Raw genomic sequence first — 16,633 nt, forward strand, 5'->3', positions numbered from 1 at the left:
CATGGCCAATCTCTGGGCAACACCGCGGATGTGACAATACAAAATTTTCGAGTTTAAGGTTTTTGTATCGATCCCTGGGAGAGGCTGACTTGACCGAATCTTGAGCGGTTGTCATTCATTGTAATCAATTCAGTTTTGCTTTTACTTAAGGGTTTATGGAATTTTTCTGATGATATTTTTTGGCGTTGTTCCAGGGAGATCTTTTTGCCGTGAACCAGAGTCAGGATGGGCGATCGCCTCACACGGTGATTGGTCGAAACTCTGGCTCAGTTGCTCGTCTCGCACCACCGAAATCTGGGCGTCTGCCGGTAGCATTGTCCACTGCTATCCGTCCCTAGATTGGCAATGATCTTTTGGGGTGAACCCGGCTAGGCGACGAATAAAGACTTGCAGCCATGCGGGTTTGATAACAAATCCACGCACCAAATAATCCCCGAGGCCCTAATGAGCCTGCAGGTCAAGGGTTCGGCCTAGGGCAGTCAAAGTTGAGCCCATAGGGGAGCGAAAGAAATAGGCCGATTAAAATCTTGGCAAGGGATTTTTAGGGCAATACAGCCTCCGATCAGCCAAGAAAATCCGTAATAAATCTTCGTAATCTCGAGTAAGGATGGCCCATCGGCTTTAGGAGAGGCGAATTTTTTCATCCCATGAGCAAACCCAGGAAAAATTAAGAAATTTATATTATTTTTGCCCCTAAATCGTTGTATCTCCTATTTTTTCTCGCTACCATTGGATCTAAAGCGGAAGCGCTCAATAACCCCTTGTCCTTTTACTGGCAACTGCGAGTAAAAGCTAAAGTGACCTATGGAAATACAGCTCATTAACATCGGTTTCGGTAACATTGTCTCTGCGAATCGAGTCATCGCCATTGTCAGCCCTGAGTCAGCACCTATTAAACGAATTATTAGTGATGCCCGTGATCGTGGCCAGTTGATTGATGCAACCTACGGCAGACGAACCCGGGCTGTGATTATTACAGACTCCAGTCATGTGGTACTATCAGCGATCCAACCAGAAACCGTGGCCCATCGCTTTGTTGTCCAAAAAGATATGACGATGCCGATGCCAAAGGTGTAAGGTCGGGCGACTTTTTTCTACTGCAGCCTGAACCCATGACCACTCCAGGAAAACTCATTGTCCTCACAGGGCCAAGCGGCGTTGGTAAAGGAACTTTGGTTCGCTCCCTGTTGCCACGTCATCAGAATCTGTTTCTATCAATCTCTGCAACGACTCGCCAACCCCGAGCTGGAGAAGTGGATGGGCAGGACTATTTTTTTAAGACTCGGGAACAGTTTGAAGGGATGATCGCGGCTGGGGAACTATTAGAGTGGGCTGAGTATGCAGGGAATTATTACGGTACACCCCTCCCCCCCGTAGAAACCCAGGTCAATCAAGGTAACTTCGTTCTCTTGGAAATCGAAGTGGTGGGCGCTAACTTTGTGAAAAAGATTTATCCAGAAGCCCTCAGAATTTTTATCTTGCCTCCGTCTTTTACGGAATTAGAAGAGCGGTTGCGGGGCCGGGGGAATGATTCGGAGGTGGCGATCGCCAAACGATTAGCCAGGGCCCAAGAAGAACTAGCCATGAGTCACGAATTTGACCACGAAATCATCAACGATGACCTTGAAACAGCCTTGGTAGAGCTTGAAAAAGTGATCTTCAGCTAGTCACAACGCCGCCGCTGTCAACTGAATCCATTACAATCAAACAAATAAGACATAACCAACAACGAGCTTACAGACCCCATGATTCCAACCGTTATCGAAAGTTCTGGTCGGGGCGAACGTGCCTTTGATATTTACTCTCGCTTGCTCCGGGAACGCATCGTTTTTCTCGGTACCCAGGTCAACGACGAAATTGCCAACCTCATCGTGGCCCAGCTACTGTTCCTTGAAGCCGACGACCCAGAAAAAGATATTTACCTCTACATCAACTCACCTGGGGGTTCTGTATCAGCCGGGATGGGGATCTTCGATACGATGAACCAAGTCCGTCCAGATGTCTGCACCATCTGTATCGGTCTTGCAGCCAGTATGGGGGCTTTTCTCCTCAGCGCTGGGGCCAAAGGGAAACGCATGAGTCTGCCCAACTCTCGCATCATGATCCACCAACCCCTCGGGGGCGCCCAGGGTCAGGCGACAGATATCGAAATCCAAGCGAAGGAAATTTTGTATCTCAAGGGGAAATTAAACCAACATTTGGCAGACCACACGGGGCAACCTTTAGAGAAAATTGAAGTGGACACGGACCGCGATTTCTTTATGTCTGCCGCCGAAGCCAGAGATTATGGCCTGATTGATCAGGTGATCGAAAAAAGTCCTTCTGCGGCGAACCCGGCCTAATTAAATACCGAGCCTAATTACATAACGCCCTGGAATTTTAATTTTCCGCCCCCTGATTCAGGGGGCTTTTTTGCCTTGGTATCTATCTGTTGGGGAAGAGGCCCGCACCGCACTCGGAGAGCTAGCATTGGGTAGCTTACAGCTTGGGTTTAATGCCCGTGGCCCGATAGATAGTTAGGGTGATTGCACCACCAGGATCGTCGGGAATAGAACGGAAATGCCTTAAGCCGTTTTCGAGGCGGGTTTGGTCTTTGTTTAGTTTTTCGACCATTTGCGGGATCATCAGCTTCAACCAGGTATCAAGGTGATTCACTAATCCCTGGAGGTCTTGATTGTGGGCATTGTGCCAATGGTGAACAGCGATCGCCTCATTATTGACCCGGACAAATCCGGCCTGTTCTAAATAGGCACCCAAACTGCGGCCCACATAGGGATTGCCGCCGGCAGCTTGGAACAATTCACAGAGAGCTTGCTGGAAATACTCAAAATCCGGGTGGAGTGGATGAATCAAAAGATTTTGATAATCTGTTTCCGTCAGGCAAATTTTGCCCCCTGGCCGTAGGACCCGCTGTGCTTCGGTGATAATCCCCGCCGGATTAGGCACATGTTCCAGCAGCCACACTGTCAGGGCAAAGTCAAAGGTATTTTCTGCCCAGGGTAGATGGTAAGCATTCCCTTCACGGAGATCATGATTTAGGCCAAGGCTTGTTAAATATTCTGTGGCATAGGCGATTTGACGGGGTTGGTGATCAATGCCGGCAAAGGTTAGAGTCGGAAATTTTTCGCTGATAATCCCCAGAACAGCACCAACACCGCAGCCAATGTCCAAAATTTTGGCGTCGGCTTGAAAATCAAGGTCTTTGAGCAAGAGGCGATCGCCCCAAAAGCGCGCTTGATCTACGAGGCGTCCTTGCTCCTCTGGATCATAACCATGGATATATTCAGTCATTTTTGCTCCTGGAAACCCTAAAGTATGGGGATCCCTGTGCCAGGTTTTGGAAACAAACAAGCATCAATAAAGTTCAAAAAATATTACAGACTTTCGTCACAATTGTTGCCATTCAAGAGATAATTTAGTACAAATCATCTTAAGATCATCTGTTTTTACACAAGCTAAATTCAAGCAAATATAAAAAAACGCTGCTGTCATAACCCAAATTATGGCAAAACCCCAAAGCCCATAATATCTCCCCTGTCTTGAACCATGGAAAAACTCACCATCGCCCAGAAAGAACTCTATGATTGGCTTGTGCAATACATTCATACCAATCAACACGCCCCCTCCATTCGTCAGATGATGGTCGCGATGAACCTGCGATCGCCAGCACCAATCCAAAGCCGCCTCGAACGTCTACGTAAGAAAAAATACATCGACTGGATTGATGGGAAAGCCCGCACCCTCAAAATTCTGCAGTCCCGTCAGCCAGAAGGATTGCCGATCCTCGGCACCATTACAGCCGGGGGACTGGTGGAGCCCTTTACCGATGATCAAAGCGAAATTCTGACACTCAATCTGCTTTTGACTCAGCCCAATTGCTATGCCCTCAAGGTCACTGGGGATAGCATGATCGAAGCTTTGATCACCGAGGGAGACTACGCCATTATGCAAAAAGTAGCCGATCCAGATAGGATCAAAGATGGGGCGATCGTTGCGGCTCGGGTTGATGGAGATGGTACGACTCTCAAGCATTTCCACCGGGAAGGGAGCACCGTTATGCTCAAGCCGGCTAACCCTAAATACAAACCGATTAAAACCGAAGCGATCAATGTTGAGTTGCAGGGAATTTTAGTGGGAGTTTGGCGCGGCTATAGCCATTAGCTCAATTTCTTTTTCAGACCGGTGCAAAGAAGGCCCTCAAATATCCTCGGGGCAGATGGTTAACTGGGCAGGTGGCATCATCTGGTTGAGGACAATTTGGGTGATTTGGGCCCGCTCCTGTTCTAAATCCGCTTGATAACCAGGAAGATGGGCGCGGGCATTTTTTTCGCTCACAAAAGGGCCAAAGTAGTACACACAAAAAGGTTTGGCCGTTGTGATTTTGAGCCACCAATGGCGACCATAGGGCTGATTTAGGTAATAAAATACCCAGCTCAGCACCAGAGCATAGGCTCCGAAAATAATTAGACCAGTCATGATTTGAACCTCACAACATCAAAGGTGGCAACCTCTGGACCGATTCATCTAAGCCCCAAGATGATTCTTTAAATCAGCTTTTGAGGGGATCGAGCAGAGGCGATCGCCAACTATAAAATATGACTGCCCCAATGCTAGCGGAGTTTCCTTAGGCTGGGGGCGAAGCGCTTGAGGAAATTAACAAAAGCGTACTATCGTATAAACAGTCCCATAAAGAAAACCAATACTGCGATGACTGCCGAGAACAACGCTTCTGATAAGGCCCTAGAGCTGATGAAAAACTTCGCTGAAAAGTATGCCCAGCGCACAGGCACCTATTTCTGCGTCGATCCTTCCGTGACCGCAGTGGTGATTGAGGGCCTGGCCAAGCACAAAGAAGAATTAGGCGCACCCCTCTGTCCTTGCCGCCACTACGAAGACAAAAAAGCAGAGGTGGAAAATGCGTTCTGGAACTGTCCCTGTGTGCCGATGCGGGAGCGCAACGATTGTCACTGCATGCTCTTTATCACCGAAGACAATGACTTTGCAGGGGATAAGCAGGAAATCGAACTGGACTATATCAAAGAAGTTGCAGCCAGCATGAAAGGGTAGAGATGATGGCAATTCCAGAGGCTTTTTTTGTGGGCGTCGAGCAACTAAATACGCAACAATTTTATGCTTGCCATGACACCCTCGAGGCTCTGTGGTTTGAAGCCATGGAGCCGGAAAAGTCTCTGTATCAGGGAATTTTACAGATTGCAGTGGGTTGCTATCATCTAGGCAACCACAACTTAAAGGGGGCCACGATTCTAGTCGGGGAGGGATTACGCCGCCTCCGCCAGACAGATGAAGCAGAGTATGGTGGGCTGGATATTTTAGGCTTTATTCAACAGGGGGAAATACTCCTGGCTCGTCTGCAGCAGCTACCTCGGGAAAAAGTGGCGCTGTTCCTCCAGGAGCTCCAGGAACAAAATACTTTTCCCTGTTTGCAACCGCTTTAAGTATTTATTTGCAATTATTTCAACAAAACCATCGCAAGAGATGGGCAGCGATGCGCTGGGCAGCTCCAGCGGTGCCCATGCGTTCTCGGCCATTGGTGGCGATCGCCTGGAGTAAATCAGGATGACTTAGTAGAAAATCTACTTTTTCTGGCACTGCACTGGGGCTGGGACAAAGAACAACTGATTCTCCCAGGAGGCGGGTTTGGGCCTCGGCAAAAGCCGGGGTAAATTGGGGGCCAGTGCCCATGATCGTTAAGGCAGGTTTGCCTAGACCAACAAATTGTTCCGTTGCTGTACCTGCCATGGCGATCGCGAAATCGGCAGCATGTAAGCTTTCAGCGTAATGATATTGGGTAAAGGCAAGTCGGGCTTTTCGTTGCTGGAAAACCTGGGCTTCCGAATCACCAAAAGTGAGTTCAGGGGGCTTAGAGTTGGTTGCTTGCCAACCCAACGGGGGCAGAAATGTGAGGAATTCCGTCGGATCAAGACTGGGGGCGATCGCCGCAATAAAGTTCACCGCCTGATATTTTTCGACGAGCAACTGAACTGCCCGGAGGATTTTTTGCCAATTTTCCAGCGCTTCTGGCGGGCGGGAACCGGGCAATAAAATAAAGGTTAGGCTTTCCTTTTCCATCTGGGACAAATTTGGAGGGGGTTCGAGGCCATCCATCATCGGATTCCCCAAATTTACCGCTGGAATTTTGTAGGTTTTTAAAATATCTGTGGTCAGGCGATCGCGCGGATACACGGCCACACATTTTTTGCGACTGAGTAACCACCGTTCCCAGGGCAAATAAACGGATCCAAACCATTTTTCGAGGGCCGAGGTTTTCGGGAGCCAATTGCCTTGGCGATCGCGCAAATAGTATTCTGATTTTGCGGTACCGATAAAAGCATAGTCACAACCACTGAGACGAGAAAAAATAAGAGGAACAATATCCCCTACGGCAAGAATTAGAGATGCTTCTTCTCTTTGCTTTGCCCATCGTTTAACGGCCTTGTATTGTTGCCAAGTGAGCTGTAATAATCCCCCCTTTAAGTCCCGCATTAACTGTCGATTATCCATATAAACAAATCCCCCGGAAGGCATTTGTTGGGTGCGGCCAATAATTGGAATATCTAATTTTTGGTAGGCGTGACCTGTGCCGACAATCGGCAGGGCGGCGAGGTTGATTTCTGGGTTTTGGACTTGGATTGCACTGAGAATGTGAACGGCGATCGCATCCTCCCCATGGCCATTGCTAAGACATAAAATTCGCATCAGTTAACCCCCAAACAAAAACTGTTTTGTTTCTTGCAAAAGAATAGCCAAACAATCATTTAAGCTGTGATCACTATCGAGGGCAACGAAAGTTGTCCAGGGGCGATCTTTAGAATAATTTTCGCTCACCTGGATAGGCACTGTTTCATCATGAATACCATGGAGAATCAACGTTGGTGTTGTATTTTTAAACGCATAATTGGCGTATATTTCTGCATCTTGGAAAAAATTGTAGTGCAGTGGTATTTCCCGTTGATAGCTGTAGTGAAAAACTGGGAGGTAGGTTTCCGTTTGCCATCTTGTCAGGGTCGTTTCTCCTAAACGGTGGCGCCAATGGATGGTGAATTGAAAAGCAGGCGCTAATAGGACAATTTTTTTGACCTGCTCTGGAAATTGTTCGGCGAGTATGGCGGCGGTGAGTCCCCCCAGGCTAGAGCCGATGATGTAACAAGGTTCCGTGAGCCAAGGCTGAATTTGCTCTAGTTGCCGAGAAAGGGTCAAACTACCGAAATCATCTTGGTTGAGGTCAGGAATAATGAGATCGGGGATATTTTGTGCGAAATACTGCGCTTTACGAGACTGGGGACTGGAGGCAAAGCCGTGGAGATAGAGGGTACGGGTCATCGAGCAGGGAAACGGACAGCACAAACCATCATCTAATATTTTGGGTTTTTGGGCGAAGGGCGATCGCCTTTCTAATCCTGGTCGGTAGTCTCCAGGGTCGCATTTTCATAGAGATTTGAGACAAAATATTCAAATTCGATGCTGTCAAACCGATGGTTCTATTGCAATGGGCAGTCTTGAAATGGTTGAGACAAGATTTAGGCGATCGCCCTCGATCTTCCTTTGCCAGACGACGGGATAAAAAGATAAGGTTTAATATCTGCAGGGGTTTGGCCCAGGTTTATTGTTTGTGGTGCTATGGATCAACCAGATTTTCTGCGATTACAAAAAGCATTGTCTATCGAAGCAGAACGGGGCTTTCAAGATCTCCAGGGCCATCAGCATCGCTTCAGTGAATTTCTATGCCTTAGTTTTGGGGCGGTTCCTCCCCCAGGCATTACTCCCGATCAACGACGACGCTGGCAGGAATTTGCCCAGAAATTTGCCGACTATCCTACCGCAAACCCCCCTAAACGGCGGCTCTTGGTGGCGGGAGCCAGGAGTTTTTTGCAACAGGTCAAGGCGCAACTGGAACAACCGCCCGAAAACTCGCCGAAAGTTAAATTACCCCGCACCCAATCCGTCCGCGAAAATACGGCCAAAAGTTCGACCTATACCCAAAAAATCACCCTCGACCAACCGCTGATGTATCTGCCTGGGGTAGGGCCAAAACGCAGTGAACAGTTGGCAAAACTAGGACTGCAAACGGTGCGGGACGCGCTATTTTATTACCCCCGACAACACATCGACTACGCCAAGCAGGTGAAAATTACCGACCTGGAAGCGGGGGAAACAGTGACCCTAGTGGGCTATGTGGTGCGCTGTAGTATTTTTACCAGCCCGAAAAATCAGAAACTGAATATTTTTGAGCTGTGGCTGCGCGATGGCAGTGGCCGCATTAAACTCAGTCGTTTCTACGCGGGTAGTCGTTACAGTAATCGGGGTTGGCAGGAAAAAATGAAGCGCCAATATCCGTCAGGGGTGGCGATCGCCGCATCGGGATTGGTGAAAAAAAATAAATATGGCCTCACCCTAGATAACCCAGAAATTGAGGTCCTCGACAGCAGTGGGGCCGATATTAAATCTTTAAAAATTGGCCGGGTACTGCCGGTATATCCCCTCACGGAAGGGGTTCCCGCCGATCTGATTCGCAAAGTCGTTGTGAATGCACTGCCGGCCATTGAGCAGCTCAAGGATCCGTTTCCGACAGCTTTTCGGGAGCAACATGGGCTGATGAAACTCAAAGAGGCGATCGCCAATATCCATTTCCCCGAAAATGCCGATATTCTCCAGCGAGCGCGCCAACGGTTGGTGTTCGATGAATTTTTCTACCTGCAACTGGGTTTTCTCCAACGGCGACAACAGGAAAAAGCCAGCCAAAAAAGTGCCGTGTTTATCCCCCAGGGGGAGCTGATCAAGCGCTTTGAAGCCCTCCTGCCCTTCCAACTCACCAATGCCCAACAACGGGTGATCAACGAAATTCTCGCAGATTTGGCCCAGTCAACGCCGATGAATCGCCTTGTCCAAGGGGATGTGGGGGCCGGAAAAACGGTGGTGGCAGTCTTTGCGATCCTTGCCGCGATCCAGTCTGGCTATCAGGCCGCTTTGATGGCACCCACGGAAGTCCTTGCCGAGCAACATTACCGCAAATTAGTCGGTTGGTTTAACTTGCTCCATTTGCCCGTAGAACTGCTCACAGGGTCAACGAAAACAAAAAAACGCCGGGAGATCCACAGCCAACTGCAAACGGGGGAACTCAAAGTCCTGGTCGGGACCCATGCCCTAATCGAAGATCCAGTGCAGTTCCAAAATCTTGGTCTGGTGGTAATCGATGAACAACACCGCTTCGGTGTCCAACAGCGGGGCCGACTGCTGGCGAAGGGGCAAGCGCCCCATGTCCTGACCATGACCGCGACCCCCATTCCCCGGAGTCTGGCTCTCACGCTCCACGGGGATCTAGATGTCAGTCAAATTGATGAACTGCCCCCCGGTCGCCAACCCATTGATACCCGCGTTATTCCCGGAGGCGATCGCCACAAAGCCTATGAACTGATCAAGCGGGAAGTGGCCCAGGGCCGCCAAGCCTATGTCATTTTCCCCTTGATCGAAGAATCCGAAAAACTCGAAGCCAAGGCCGCCGTCGCTGAACACCAGCGGTTATCAGAGCAGGTTTTCAAAAGCTTTAATGTGGGGATCCTCCATGGGCGCATGAAATCAGAGGAAAAAGACAGCGCTCTCACAGCCTTCCGCGATAACCAAGATCAAATCATTGTTTCCACCACCGTGATCGAAGTGGGGGTTGATGTGCCTAATGCGACGGTGATGCTCATTGAAAATGCCGAACGCTTTGGCCTTTCCCAACTGCACCAGTTGCGGGGCCGGGTCGGTCGGGGTTCCCACCAGTCCCACTGTTTGCTGGTGACCAACAGTAAAAATCCCGACTCCCAAACCCGTCTCCGGGTGCTAGAGCAATCTACCGATGGCTTTTTTATCTCGGAAATGGATCTGCGGCTGCGGGGGCCGGGGGAAGTGCTGGGCACGAAGCAATCAGGCTTGCCAGATTTTGCCCTGGCTAGTCTCACGGAGGATCAAGAGGTATTATTAATTGCTCGCCAGGCTGCTGAACAATTGCTCCAAAAAGATTCCAGCTTGTCACAATACCCTCTGATGCAGCAGGAACTCCAGCGCAAATACCAGAAACTTCTCGGGGCGGATGTGCTTACCTAGGGAGTGATGTCACTGGTTTTTTTCAGGCAGAAACTGGCGCCTAAAATTAGGCCAGCTCCCAGAATGACGTTGGGAGAAAGCTGCTCTTGAAAAAAGACGATGCCACAGAAAATCGTGCTTAAAATCTCTAGGTAGCACAGCAAAGCGGTGGTTGAGGCGGGTAACTTTGTCAGTGCAGAAAAAAATAGCATAAAGCCAATAATGCCAATGGAGACACCATAAATGCCCCCCATGGTGAATTGGAAGGGATTAGGCCCAGGGTAGGTTCCCAAAAGAAAAGGAAAGGAAACGACCCCAGCCACAAGATTCTGGTAGAAAATTAGGCGATATACCGAAAAATCGGCAGCTTTTATTTTGTACATCACCACCGTTGCCGCAACGAGAACGGCGGCGATGAGAACGCTGGTCAAGCCCAGAAAGCTGCGACTAGAAAGGTTGATTTCACTATTGGCATAGATAACGGCAATCCCCAAGATAAAGCAGGGTAATAGCCAAAGGTTCCGACGGGGAATGGCTTCTTTGAGAAAAATCCAGCTAAAGAGAGTCGTGAAGAGGGGCCAGGTATAGAGGATAACTACGGCACTGCTGAGGTCGGCATAGCTAAAACCAATGATGTAGCATAGTCCCCGCACAGCGTCGAGAAAAGAAATCAGCAAGAGGAAGGGGGTGGCTCCCCAAAAAAGCGGTTCTCGACGGTAGAGAAATAGGGCTGAGACAAAGATCAGCGGAATTCCGGCCCGAAAAAATGTCATCACGAAGGGGGACAGATCAGCCAGTTTGATGTAGACGCCGGATGTTCCTAAAATCAGGGTGGCGATCGCCAATTGCAGGACAGGATTCATGCTAGAAAGGCTCGTAAAAAAACCCAGGGAATCACAACCCACGGACGGGTTGATTATCCTTGAGTTTCTAGTGAGTATCAAGCGATTCTAGTGATCGGATTCCCTCTAAGGGAGAAAGATATCTTTATTGAGCGGCTTCGATCGCCGAATTACCAGAACTTTGGGGCCGGGGAGCAACCGTTTGGAACAGACCCCAACCGACCAAGGCGATCGCCGCAATGCCACCGACGATCCCTGCCACCTTCCAGAGGGGATTGGGGGCAACTTCGTCTTCTAATTCTTCCTCTTCATCATGGGCATAACGGTGATATAGGTAATCGAGGGCATAGTTCCGCAGTTCCATATATTTTGGATCGTCCGTCAGCTGCTCCCGATTACGGGGGCGATCGAAGGGCACCTCGAGAATTTCACCAACATTTGCCCTGGGGCCATTGGTCATCATGACAATGCGGTCGGCGAGAAATAACGCCTCGTCAATGTCGTGGGTAATCATCAACACAGTGATTTTATTTTCCCGCCAGATTTGCAGTAATTCCTCCTGCAACTCCTCCTTGGTGATTGCATCTAAGGCCCCAAAGGGTTCATCCAAAATCAGGACCTCTGGGTGAATGGACAGGGCGCGGGCGATCGCCACCCGTTGTTTCATCCCGCCGGAAATTTGATGGGGTTTCTTTTTCGCCGCTTCGGTTAACCCCACCATCTCCATGTATTTTTTGACGGTCGCTTCCCGCTCTGCCTTTGGTTGATCCTTGCAGACTGTATTCACCGCCAGGGCCACATTGTCGTGGGCATTTTTCCACGGCAACAGGCAGTAGTTTTGGAACACCATCATCCGGTCGGGACCTGGAGCCGTAATGGGTTCCCCATGGAGTTTTACCGTGCCAGTGGTCGGTTGATTAAACCCTGAGATCATATTGAGCATCGTGGATTTACCGCAGCCAGAGTGACCGATGATGCAGATAAATTCCCCTTCATTGACTGTTAGATTTACATTTTCTAAAACGGTGAGGGGGCCTTTGGCCGTCGGGTAAACTTTACTGACATTTTCAAGGGAGAGAAATGTGCTTTGGGCTTCTTTTTTGAGGGTGGTGTCAGGTGCAGTCATCATGGTTGTTACTGGAGTAGAATCGATGGGTTTAATCCGGTTGCATCTCCCTGAGGTTGGGATGGTAATCCCCAGGCAATGCCCTTTAGCGAACGGCATTAGAAGTCTGTTCTAGGGGAATTTCAATGCTGATAAAGTCCCGATAGATATTGAAGCGCTTGATATAGCCAATCGGATCGTCGGCGGTAAAGACCATTTGATCCATCAGTTTTAGGGTTTGGCGATCGCCTTCGATATCGGGCCAACCCAACTGGCGACAGGCTTCCCCAAACAGGTCAGGGCGGCGCACTCGCTCGGTAATTTCCACCCAATTTTTCGGGAAGGGCACATAACCCCAACGGGCCAGTTGCGTGAGCAGCCATAGCCCTTCACCCCGGGCCGGGAAGTTGGCCTGCTCGTTGTGAAACTGGTGAAAACGAGGCAAGGTTTCAGGCGCAGTGCCATCGCCGCGATCGAAGCTGCCGATAAAGCCAGCCTGGGCCATCTGGGGATCAAAACCTAAATAATTGGGCTGGGTTAACATGCCTAAAATCTCGGGGCGATTGCGGCGATCGTCGCAGTAGGCGCAGGCTTCGAGCAACGCTTTAACGAGGGCGATATGGGTTTTCGGGAACTGTTCTACCCAAGTTTCCTTTACCCCTAAAACCTTTTCAGGATGCCCCGCCCAAATATCGAGATCCGTTGCGACCACATAACCTAGCCCTGCTGCCACCGCTTGGGAATTCCACGGGTTACCGACACAGAAGCCATCGATCGCCCCGGATTGTAGATTTTCTAGCATCTCTCCAGGGGAGAGGGTCGTTAGAATGACATCTTGATCGGGGTCAATGCCACCGGAAGCCAACCAGTAGCGCAGCAACAGATTTTCCATGGAGGCGGGATACACTGTGCCAAAGGTGAGGATCCGATCTGGCGTTTGTTGGAGATACGCCTTGAGTTCCTGGGGGGTTTTGATCCCAGCATCAAGAAATTCCCGACCAAGGGTGATTGCATTGCCATTGCGACTCAACACCATCGCGCTCACCATTGGGATCGAGACGTTGTTTTTTAAACCGACGGTCATGGCAATGGGCATCCCTGCCACCATTTGCGCTGCATCCAGCTCCCCCGTGGCAACCCCATCGGCGATCGCCTGCCAGCTCTCCTGTTGAATCAGGTTGACCTGTTGGATGCCATGTTTTTGGAACAAACCCAATTCCTGGGCCACGATAAATGGCGCACTGTCGGTTAAGGGGAGATAACCCAGGTTGACCGTCGCTTTTTCGGGTAAATTGTTCGTCTCCGGTGCGTGACTGATCTGCCCGACCTTTTTCACCCGTTTTTGCTGATTGAGGAAATAAACAATTTCGTGGCGCAAATTATAGTAATCAGGATGATTGACCACCTCTAACCGATGGCGGGGACGGGGAATCGGCACATCTAGAATTTGTCCAATGTGGGCTTCGGGGCCAGTGGTCAACATCACCACCCGGTCTGAGAGCAACAGCGCTTCATCCACATCATGGGTGACCATTACACAGGTGATTTGTTTTTCCTGGACGATCTCCATTAATTTTTCTTGCAGATTCCCCCGTGTCAGGGCGTCCAACGCCCCAAAGGGTTCATCTAGCAGCAAAACTTTTGGTTTGATGGCTAGGGCACGGGCGATCGCCACCCGTTGTTTCATCCCCCCAGACAAAGCGCCGGGCTTACGATTGGCGGCCCGTTTTAGACCGACTAATTCAATGTTTTCATCAACAATGCGGCGTCGCTCTGCCTTGGGCAGATCCTTAAGCACCTGATTGACCGCCAGCCCGATGTTTTGCCGTACCGTGAGCCAAGGCAAGAGGGAATAATTCTGAAAGACGACCATCCGGTCAGGACCAGGGCCAGCTACTTCTTTTCCTTCTACCACCACACCGCCAAAGGTGGGACAATCCAACCCCGAAATCATATTGAGGAGTGTCGATTTACCGCAGCCAGAGTGACCGATGAGCGAAATAAATTCCCCCTGTTGAATTTTGAGGTCAATATTTTTTAAGGCAATATAGCGATCGCCATTGGGGAGCGGAAAAATTTTGTCAACGTGATCAACATCAATGAAATCCACAAATTTATTCGACATAACGTAGTCACCAGCTAACAGGTTTGGCAGGGAAAAATAGATGGCGAAATTTAGTCTCTATTTCACCAGTTCTAGCACTTGATATTTAATGTTTTTGTTCAGAGGGAACCACAAATCGCGCCAGGAATTCCACCAGGCGATCGAGCACCAAGCCGACAATACCCACATAAACGAGGGCCAGAATAATTTGACTCATTTGAGAACTGTTATAGGAATCCCAAATAAAGAAGCCAATGCCGACGCCTCCCACCAACATTTCAGCCGCAATAATTGCCAACCAAGACAGGCCGATACCAATTCTCAGGCCAGTGAAAATATAGGGCACTGCCGAAGGAAACAAAATATTGAAGAAATAGCCAATTTTTGAGAGTTTGAGTACCCTCGCTACATTACGATAGTCCTGGGGCAACTGTTGTACACCAACTGTGGTGTTGATAATAATCGGCCAGATCGCCGTAATAAAAATCACGAAGATGGCAGAAGGCTCACTCTGTCTGAGGGCCGCCAAAGAAATTGGCAACCAGGCCAAGGGGGGGATCGTTCTTAAGACTTGAAAAATAGGATCAAGGGCATCATACATAAAACGATTGGCGCCAATGAGAATCCCTAGGCCAATCCCCACGATGGCAGCGAGGGAAAAGCCCACCGCCACCCGTTTTAAACTAGCAAAAATCTGTAAACCCAGTCCTTTATCCACACCACCATTGTCGTAGAAAGGATTGATGATCAGGGGATCCCAGGTATCTTGTAACACTGTTATGGGACTCGGTAAACGGGACGCTTCGCCGCTACAGAGAATTTGCCAGATTACTAACAAAATGGCGATCGCCACCACCGGAGCTGCAATCTTGCGGAGCCAAGGGAAACGCCGCAGAATCATCTGAAGCGGGTTAGCCTTGCGTCCACGGGTTGGAAAAGTTGAACTAGCCATCACAATAAATCCCTGGAAACTAATAAAAACTGGATTGAGATTGCAAAAAGAACAGATATCAGCAATGGTTTCACTTCAGTCCGTGATATCTGTTCCCTAAACCTATGCCTTAATCGCCTTGATTTGCAGACTATCGAGGTACGCTTGGGGATTTTCAGGATCAAAGGTAACCCCATCAAAGAAAGTCTCTACCCCACGGGAATCTGTTGATGGAATTTCTGCCTCAGGAACACCGAGGGCGATCGCCGCCTCCCGCCATAAATCTGCACGGTTCACCTGATCTACCAATGCTGTCGTATCCGTACTGGCCGGAATATAACCCCAACGAATATCCTCCGTTAAGAACCAGAGGTCATGGCTCTTGTAGGGGAAAGATGCGTTATCTGCCCAGAATTTCATTTTTTCGGGGAAATCCGTCACAACGCGGCCATCGCCATAGTCAATATTGCCTTTTGAACGCTCCACAATATCCGCCACTGGCACCCTAAACCATTTGTCTTGGGAGACAATTTCACACATTTCGTCAACGTTTGCTGGATCCTGACACCACTGTTGTGCCTCCAGTACCGCCATCAAGACCGACTTTGCGGCCTTCGGGTTTGCATCAACCCAATCCTGCCGTAAACCCAAGGCTTTCTCTGGGTGATCTTTCCACAATTCTCCAGTTACCAACGCGCTATACCCAACATCCTGGTTAATCAATTGCGCATTCCAAGGCTCACCGACACAGAAGGCCTCCATGTTACTCACCTTCATATTGGCAACCATCTGGGGTGGCGGTACAGGAATGACTGAAACATCATTGTTCGGATCGATGCCCCCTGCGGCTAACCAGTAGCGCATCCAGAGATCATGGGTTCCCCCAGGAAAAGTCATGGCACATTTAATGTCTTTGCCGCCTGCCTTTGCTTGGGCAAAAACATCCTTTAAGGGTGAACTATCAACAGTCACATTCAAATCTTTATACTCATTACTGACAGAAATTCCTTGGCCATTGGTATTTAACCGTGCCAAGATATACATCGGCACAGGCCCACTGTTCGTAATTGTTCCCAAGGTCATTAAATAAGGCATTGGTGTCAGAATATGTGCTCCATCAATGCCTCCCCCAGCGGAACCCAGTTCGATATTGTCACGGGTCACAGGCCAAGAAGCTTGCTTGAGAATTTCTGCCCCAGTCATCCCATATTTGTCAAAGAAACCTTTTTCTTTAGCGACGATTAATGGGGCGGAGTCAGTAAGAGCAATAAAGCCTAGTTTAACAACATTGGTTTCTGGGGCATCCTCCGGCGCGAGTACAGATTCTACGGTGGGCGCAGGGGTAGAAGTTTGAGATGTTTGCGAACTGCCACAGGCATGGAGAATCGTCGTACCAACAGCCGCACTAGCTGCAGTAAAAATAAACTTGCGACGGGAAAGATTGCTCATAGTTCTAATTAGCTTGAAGGCGATGAAAATTAGGAATTATTGCGACATCCATAGCCCATGCGACATGGATAGTGCAGACAACAATTAACAACATCTTTTCCCAAGGTTTTGTGAAT

General features: G+C 49.3%; 17 protein-coding genes. 7 read left to right on the forward strand and 10 right to left on the reverse strand.

Annotated elements, in window-relative coordinates; all coding sequences use genetic code 11:
- Positions 1-153: 153 nt before the first annotated feature.
- Positions 154-315, reverse strand: coding sequence for a hypothetical protein (locus ACZ45B_RS10595; protein ID WP_158505989.1), 162 nt, complete (start codon positions 313-315; stop codon positions 154-156).
- A 489-nt stretch (positions 316-804) separates the two neighbouring features.
- Between ACZ45B_RS10595 and remA the strand changes: the two genes are divergently transcribed.
- From remA to clpP, 3 genes are all read left to right on the forward strand, one after another.
- Positions 805-1,077: an extracellular matrix/biofilm regulator RemA gene (gene remA, locus ACZ45B_RS10600; protein ID WP_024546108.1), complete on the forward strand. Its 273-nt coding sequence runs from the start codon at positions 805-807 to the stop codon at positions 1,075-1,077.
- 35 nt (positions 1,078-1,112) lie between these two features.
- Positions 1,113-1,667, forward strand: a complete 555-nt coding sequence (gmk, locus tag ACZ45B_RS10605) for a guanylate kinase (RefSeq protein ID WP_096418666.1) — start codon at positions 1,113-1,115, stop codon at positions 1,665-1,667.
- A gap of 78 nt (positions 1,668-1,745) precedes the next feature.
- Positions 1,746-2,342, forward strand: coding sequence for an ATP-dependent Clp endopeptidase proteolytic subunit ClpP (clpP, locus tag ACZ45B_RS10610; RefSeq protein WP_024546107.1), 597 nt, complete (start codon positions 1,746-1,748; stop codon positions 2,340-2,342).
- A gap of 136 nt (positions 2,343-2,478) precedes the next feature.
- Here clpP and ACZ45B_RS10615 read toward each other — a convergent pair whose 3' ends face one another.
- Positions 2,479-3,291, reverse strand: a complete 813-nt coding sequence (locus ACZ45B_RS10615; RefSeq protein ID WP_024546106.1) for a methyltransferase domain-containing protein — start codon at positions 3,289-3,291, stop codon at positions 2,479-2,481.
- Positions 3,292-3,546: 255 nt separating this feature from the next.
- Between ACZ45B_RS10615 and lexA the strand changes: the two genes are divergently transcribed.
- Positions 3,547-4,161: a transcriptional repressor LexA gene (gene lexA / locus ACZ45B_RS10620; RefSeq protein ID WP_024546105.1), complete on the forward strand. Its 615-nt coding sequence runs from the start codon at positions 3,547-3,549 to the stop codon at positions 4,159-4,161.
- A gap of 36 nt (positions 4,162-4,197) precedes the next feature.
- On the opposite strand, the gene ACZ45B_RS10625 is transcribed toward lexA, so the two are convergent.
- A complete protein-coding gene (locus tag ACZ45B_RS10625) occupies positions 4,198-4,476 on the reverse strand; it encodes a DUF1816 domain-containing protein (RefSeq protein ID WP_024546104.1) in 279 nt (92 codons plus the stop codon).
- Between the two features lie 231 nt (positions 4,477-4,707).
- Between ACZ45B_RS10625 and ACZ45B_RS10630 the strand changes: the two genes are divergently transcribed.
- On the forward strand, positions 4,708-5,067 hold the full coding sequence (locus ACZ45B_RS10630; protein WP_024546103.1) for a ferredoxin-thioredoxin reductase catalytic domain-containing protein: 360 nt from the start codon (positions 4,708-4,710) through the stop codon (positions 5,065-5,067).
- A gap of 5 nt (positions 5,068-5,072) precedes the next feature.
- Positions 5,073-5,456 (forward strand): DUF309 domain-containing protein, encoded by a 384-nt coding sequence (locus tag ACZ45B_RS10635; RefSeq protein WP_024546102.1) that lies wholly within the window; start codon positions 5,073-5,075, stop codon positions 5,454-5,456.
- Positions 5,457-5,475: 19 nt separating this feature from the next.
- Here the strand turns inward: ACZ45B_RS10635 and ACZ45B_RS10640 are convergent, their stop codons facing one another.
- Together ACZ45B_RS10640 and ACZ45B_RS10645 are read right to left on the reverse strand one after the other, a co-directional pair.
- Complete coding sequence (locus ACZ45B_RS10640; protein WP_024546101.1) at positions 5,476-6,717, reverse strand: lipid-A-disaccharide synthase-related protein; 1,242 nt, start codon at positions 6,715-6,717, stop codon at positions 5,476-5,478.
- 3 nt (positions 6,718-6,720) lie between these two features.
- Complete coding sequence (locus tag ACZ45B_RS10645; RefSeq protein WP_024546100.1) at positions 6,721-7,341, reverse strand: YqiA/YcfP family alpha/beta fold hydrolase; 621 nt, start codon at positions 7,339-7,341, stop codon at positions 6,721-6,723.
- 297 nt (positions 7,342-7,638) lie between these two features.
- Here ACZ45B_RS10645 and recG point away from each other — a divergent pair, with 297 nt between their 5' ends.
- Positions 7,639-10,107 carry an ATP-dependent DNA helicase RecG gene (gene recG, locus ACZ45B_RS10650; RefSeq protein ID WP_024546099.1) on the forward strand — a complete coding sequence of 823 codons (2,469 nt, stop codon included), beginning with the start codon at positions 7,639-7,641 and terminating at the stop codon, positions 10,105-10,107.
- Here recG and ACZ45B_RS10655 read toward each other — a convergent pair.
- The 5 genes from ACZ45B_RS10655 to ACZ45B_RS10675 all read right to left on the reverse strand — a co-directional run bounded on the left by ACZ45B_RS10655 (position 10,104) and on the right by ACZ45B_RS10675 (position 16,517).
- Positions 10,104-10,949, reverse strand: coding sequence for a DMT family transporter (locus ACZ45B_RS10655; protein WP_024546098.1), 846 nt, complete (start codon positions 10,947-10,949; stop codon positions 10,104-10,106). The genes recG and ACZ45B_RS10655 overlap by 4 nt on opposite strands.
- Before the next feature lie 124 nt (positions 10,950-11,073).
- A complete protein-coding gene (locus ACZ45B_RS10660) occupies positions 11,074-12,057 on the reverse strand; it encodes an ABC transporter ATP-binding protein (RefSeq protein ID WP_024546097.1) in 984 nt (327 codons plus the stop codon).
- An 82-nt stretch (positions 12,058-12,139) separates the two neighbouring features.
- On the reverse strand, positions 12,140-14,158 hold the full coding sequence (locus ACZ45B_RS10665; protein WP_029681844.1) for an ABC transporter ATP-binding/substrate-binding protein: 2,019 nt from the start codon (positions 14,156-14,158) through the stop codon (positions 12,140-12,142).
- 85 nt (positions 14,159-14,243) lie between these two features.
- Positions 14,244-15,038 carry a nitrate ABC transporter permease gene (ntrB, locus tag ACZ45B_RS10670; RefSeq protein ID WP_397427695.1) on the reverse strand — a complete coding sequence of 265 codons (795 nt, stop codon included), beginning with the start codon at positions 15,036-15,038 and terminating at the stop codon, positions 14,244-14,246.
- A 153-nt stretch (positions 15,039-15,191) separates the two neighbouring features.
- Complete coding sequence (locus ACZ45B_RS10675; protein ID WP_024546094.1) at positions 15,192-16,517, reverse strand: CmpA/NrtA family ABC transporter substrate-binding protein; 1,326 nt, start codon at positions 16,515-16,517, stop codon at positions 15,192-15,194.
- Positions 16,518-16,633: the final 116 nt, after the last annotated feature.

This window comes from Picosynechococcus sp. NKBG15041c (assembly GCF_055380235.1).

What these genes read in the sequence shown, in the direction of transcription:
- ACZ45B_RS10595 (WP_158505989.1), bottom strand. Translation starts at nt 315, where the DNA reads ATGCTACCGGCAGACGCCCAGATTTCGGTGGTGCGAGACGAGCAACTG.
- remA (WP_024546108.1), top strand. Translation starts at nt 805, where the DNA reads ATGGAAATACAGCTCATTAACATCGGTTTCGGTAACATTGTCTCTGCG.
- gmk (WP_096418666.1), top strand. Translation starts at nt 1,113, where the DNA reads ATGACCACTCCAGGAAAACTCATTGTCCTCACAGGGCCAAGCGGCGTT.
- clpP (WP_024546107.1), top strand. Translation starts at nt 1,746, where the DNA reads ATGATTCCAACCGTTATCGAAAGTTCTGGTCGGGGCGAACGTGCCTTT.
- ACZ45B_RS10615 (WP_024546106.1), bottom strand. Translation starts at nt 3,291, where the DNA reads ATGACTGAATATATCCATGGTTATGATCCAGAGGAGCAAGGACGCCTC.
- lexA (WP_024546105.1), top strand. Translation starts at nt 3,547, where the DNA reads ATGGAAAAACTCACCATCGCCCAGAAAGAACTCTATGATTGGCTTGTG.
- ACZ45B_RS10625 (WP_024546104.1), bottom strand. Translation starts at nt 4,476, where the DNA reads ATGACTGGTCTAATTATTTTCGGAGCCTATGCTCTGGTGCTGAGCTGG.
- ACZ45B_RS10630 (WP_024546103.1), top strand. Translation starts at nt 4,708, where the DNA reads ATGACTGCCGAGAACAACGCTTCTGATAAGGCCCTAGAGCTGATGAAA.
- ACZ45B_RS10635 (WP_024546102.1), top strand. Translation starts at nt 5,073, where the DNA reads ATGGCAATTCCAGAGGCTTTTTTTGTGGGCGTCGAGCAACTAAATACG.
- ACZ45B_RS10640 (WP_024546101.1), bottom strand. Translation starts at nt 6,717, where the DNA reads ATGCGAATTTTATGTCTTAGCAATGGCCATGGGGAGGATGCGATCGCC.
- ACZ45B_RS10645 (WP_024546100.1), bottom strand. Translation starts at nt 7,341, where the DNA reads ATGACCCGTACCCTCTATCTCCACGGCTTTGCCTCCAGTCCCCAGTCT.
- recG (WP_024546099.1), top strand. Translation starts at nt 7,639, where the DNA reads ATGGATCAACCAGATTTTCTGCGATTACAAAAAGCATTGTCTATCGAA.
- ACZ45B_RS10655 (WP_024546098.1), bottom strand. Translation starts at nt 10,949, where the DNA reads ATGAATCCTGTCCTGCAATTGGCGATCGCCACCCTGATTTTAGGAACA.
- ACZ45B_RS10660 (WP_024546097.1), bottom strand. Translation starts at nt 12,057, where the DNA reads ATGATGACTGCACCTGACACCACCCTCAAAAAAGAAGCCCAAAGCACA.
- ACZ45B_RS10665 (WP_029681844.1), bottom strand. Translation starts at nt 14,158, where the DNA reads ATGTCGAATAAATTTGTGGATTTCATTGATGTTGATCACGTTGACAAA.
- ntrB (WP_397427695.1), bottom strand. Translation starts at nt 15,038, where the DNA reads ATGATTCTGCGGCGTTTCCCTTGGCTCCGCAAGATTGCAGCTCCGGTG.
- ACZ45B_RS10675 (WP_024546094.1), bottom strand. Translation starts at nt 16,517, where the DNA reads ATGAGCAATCTTTCCCGTCGCAAGTTTATTTTTACTGCAGCTAGTGCG.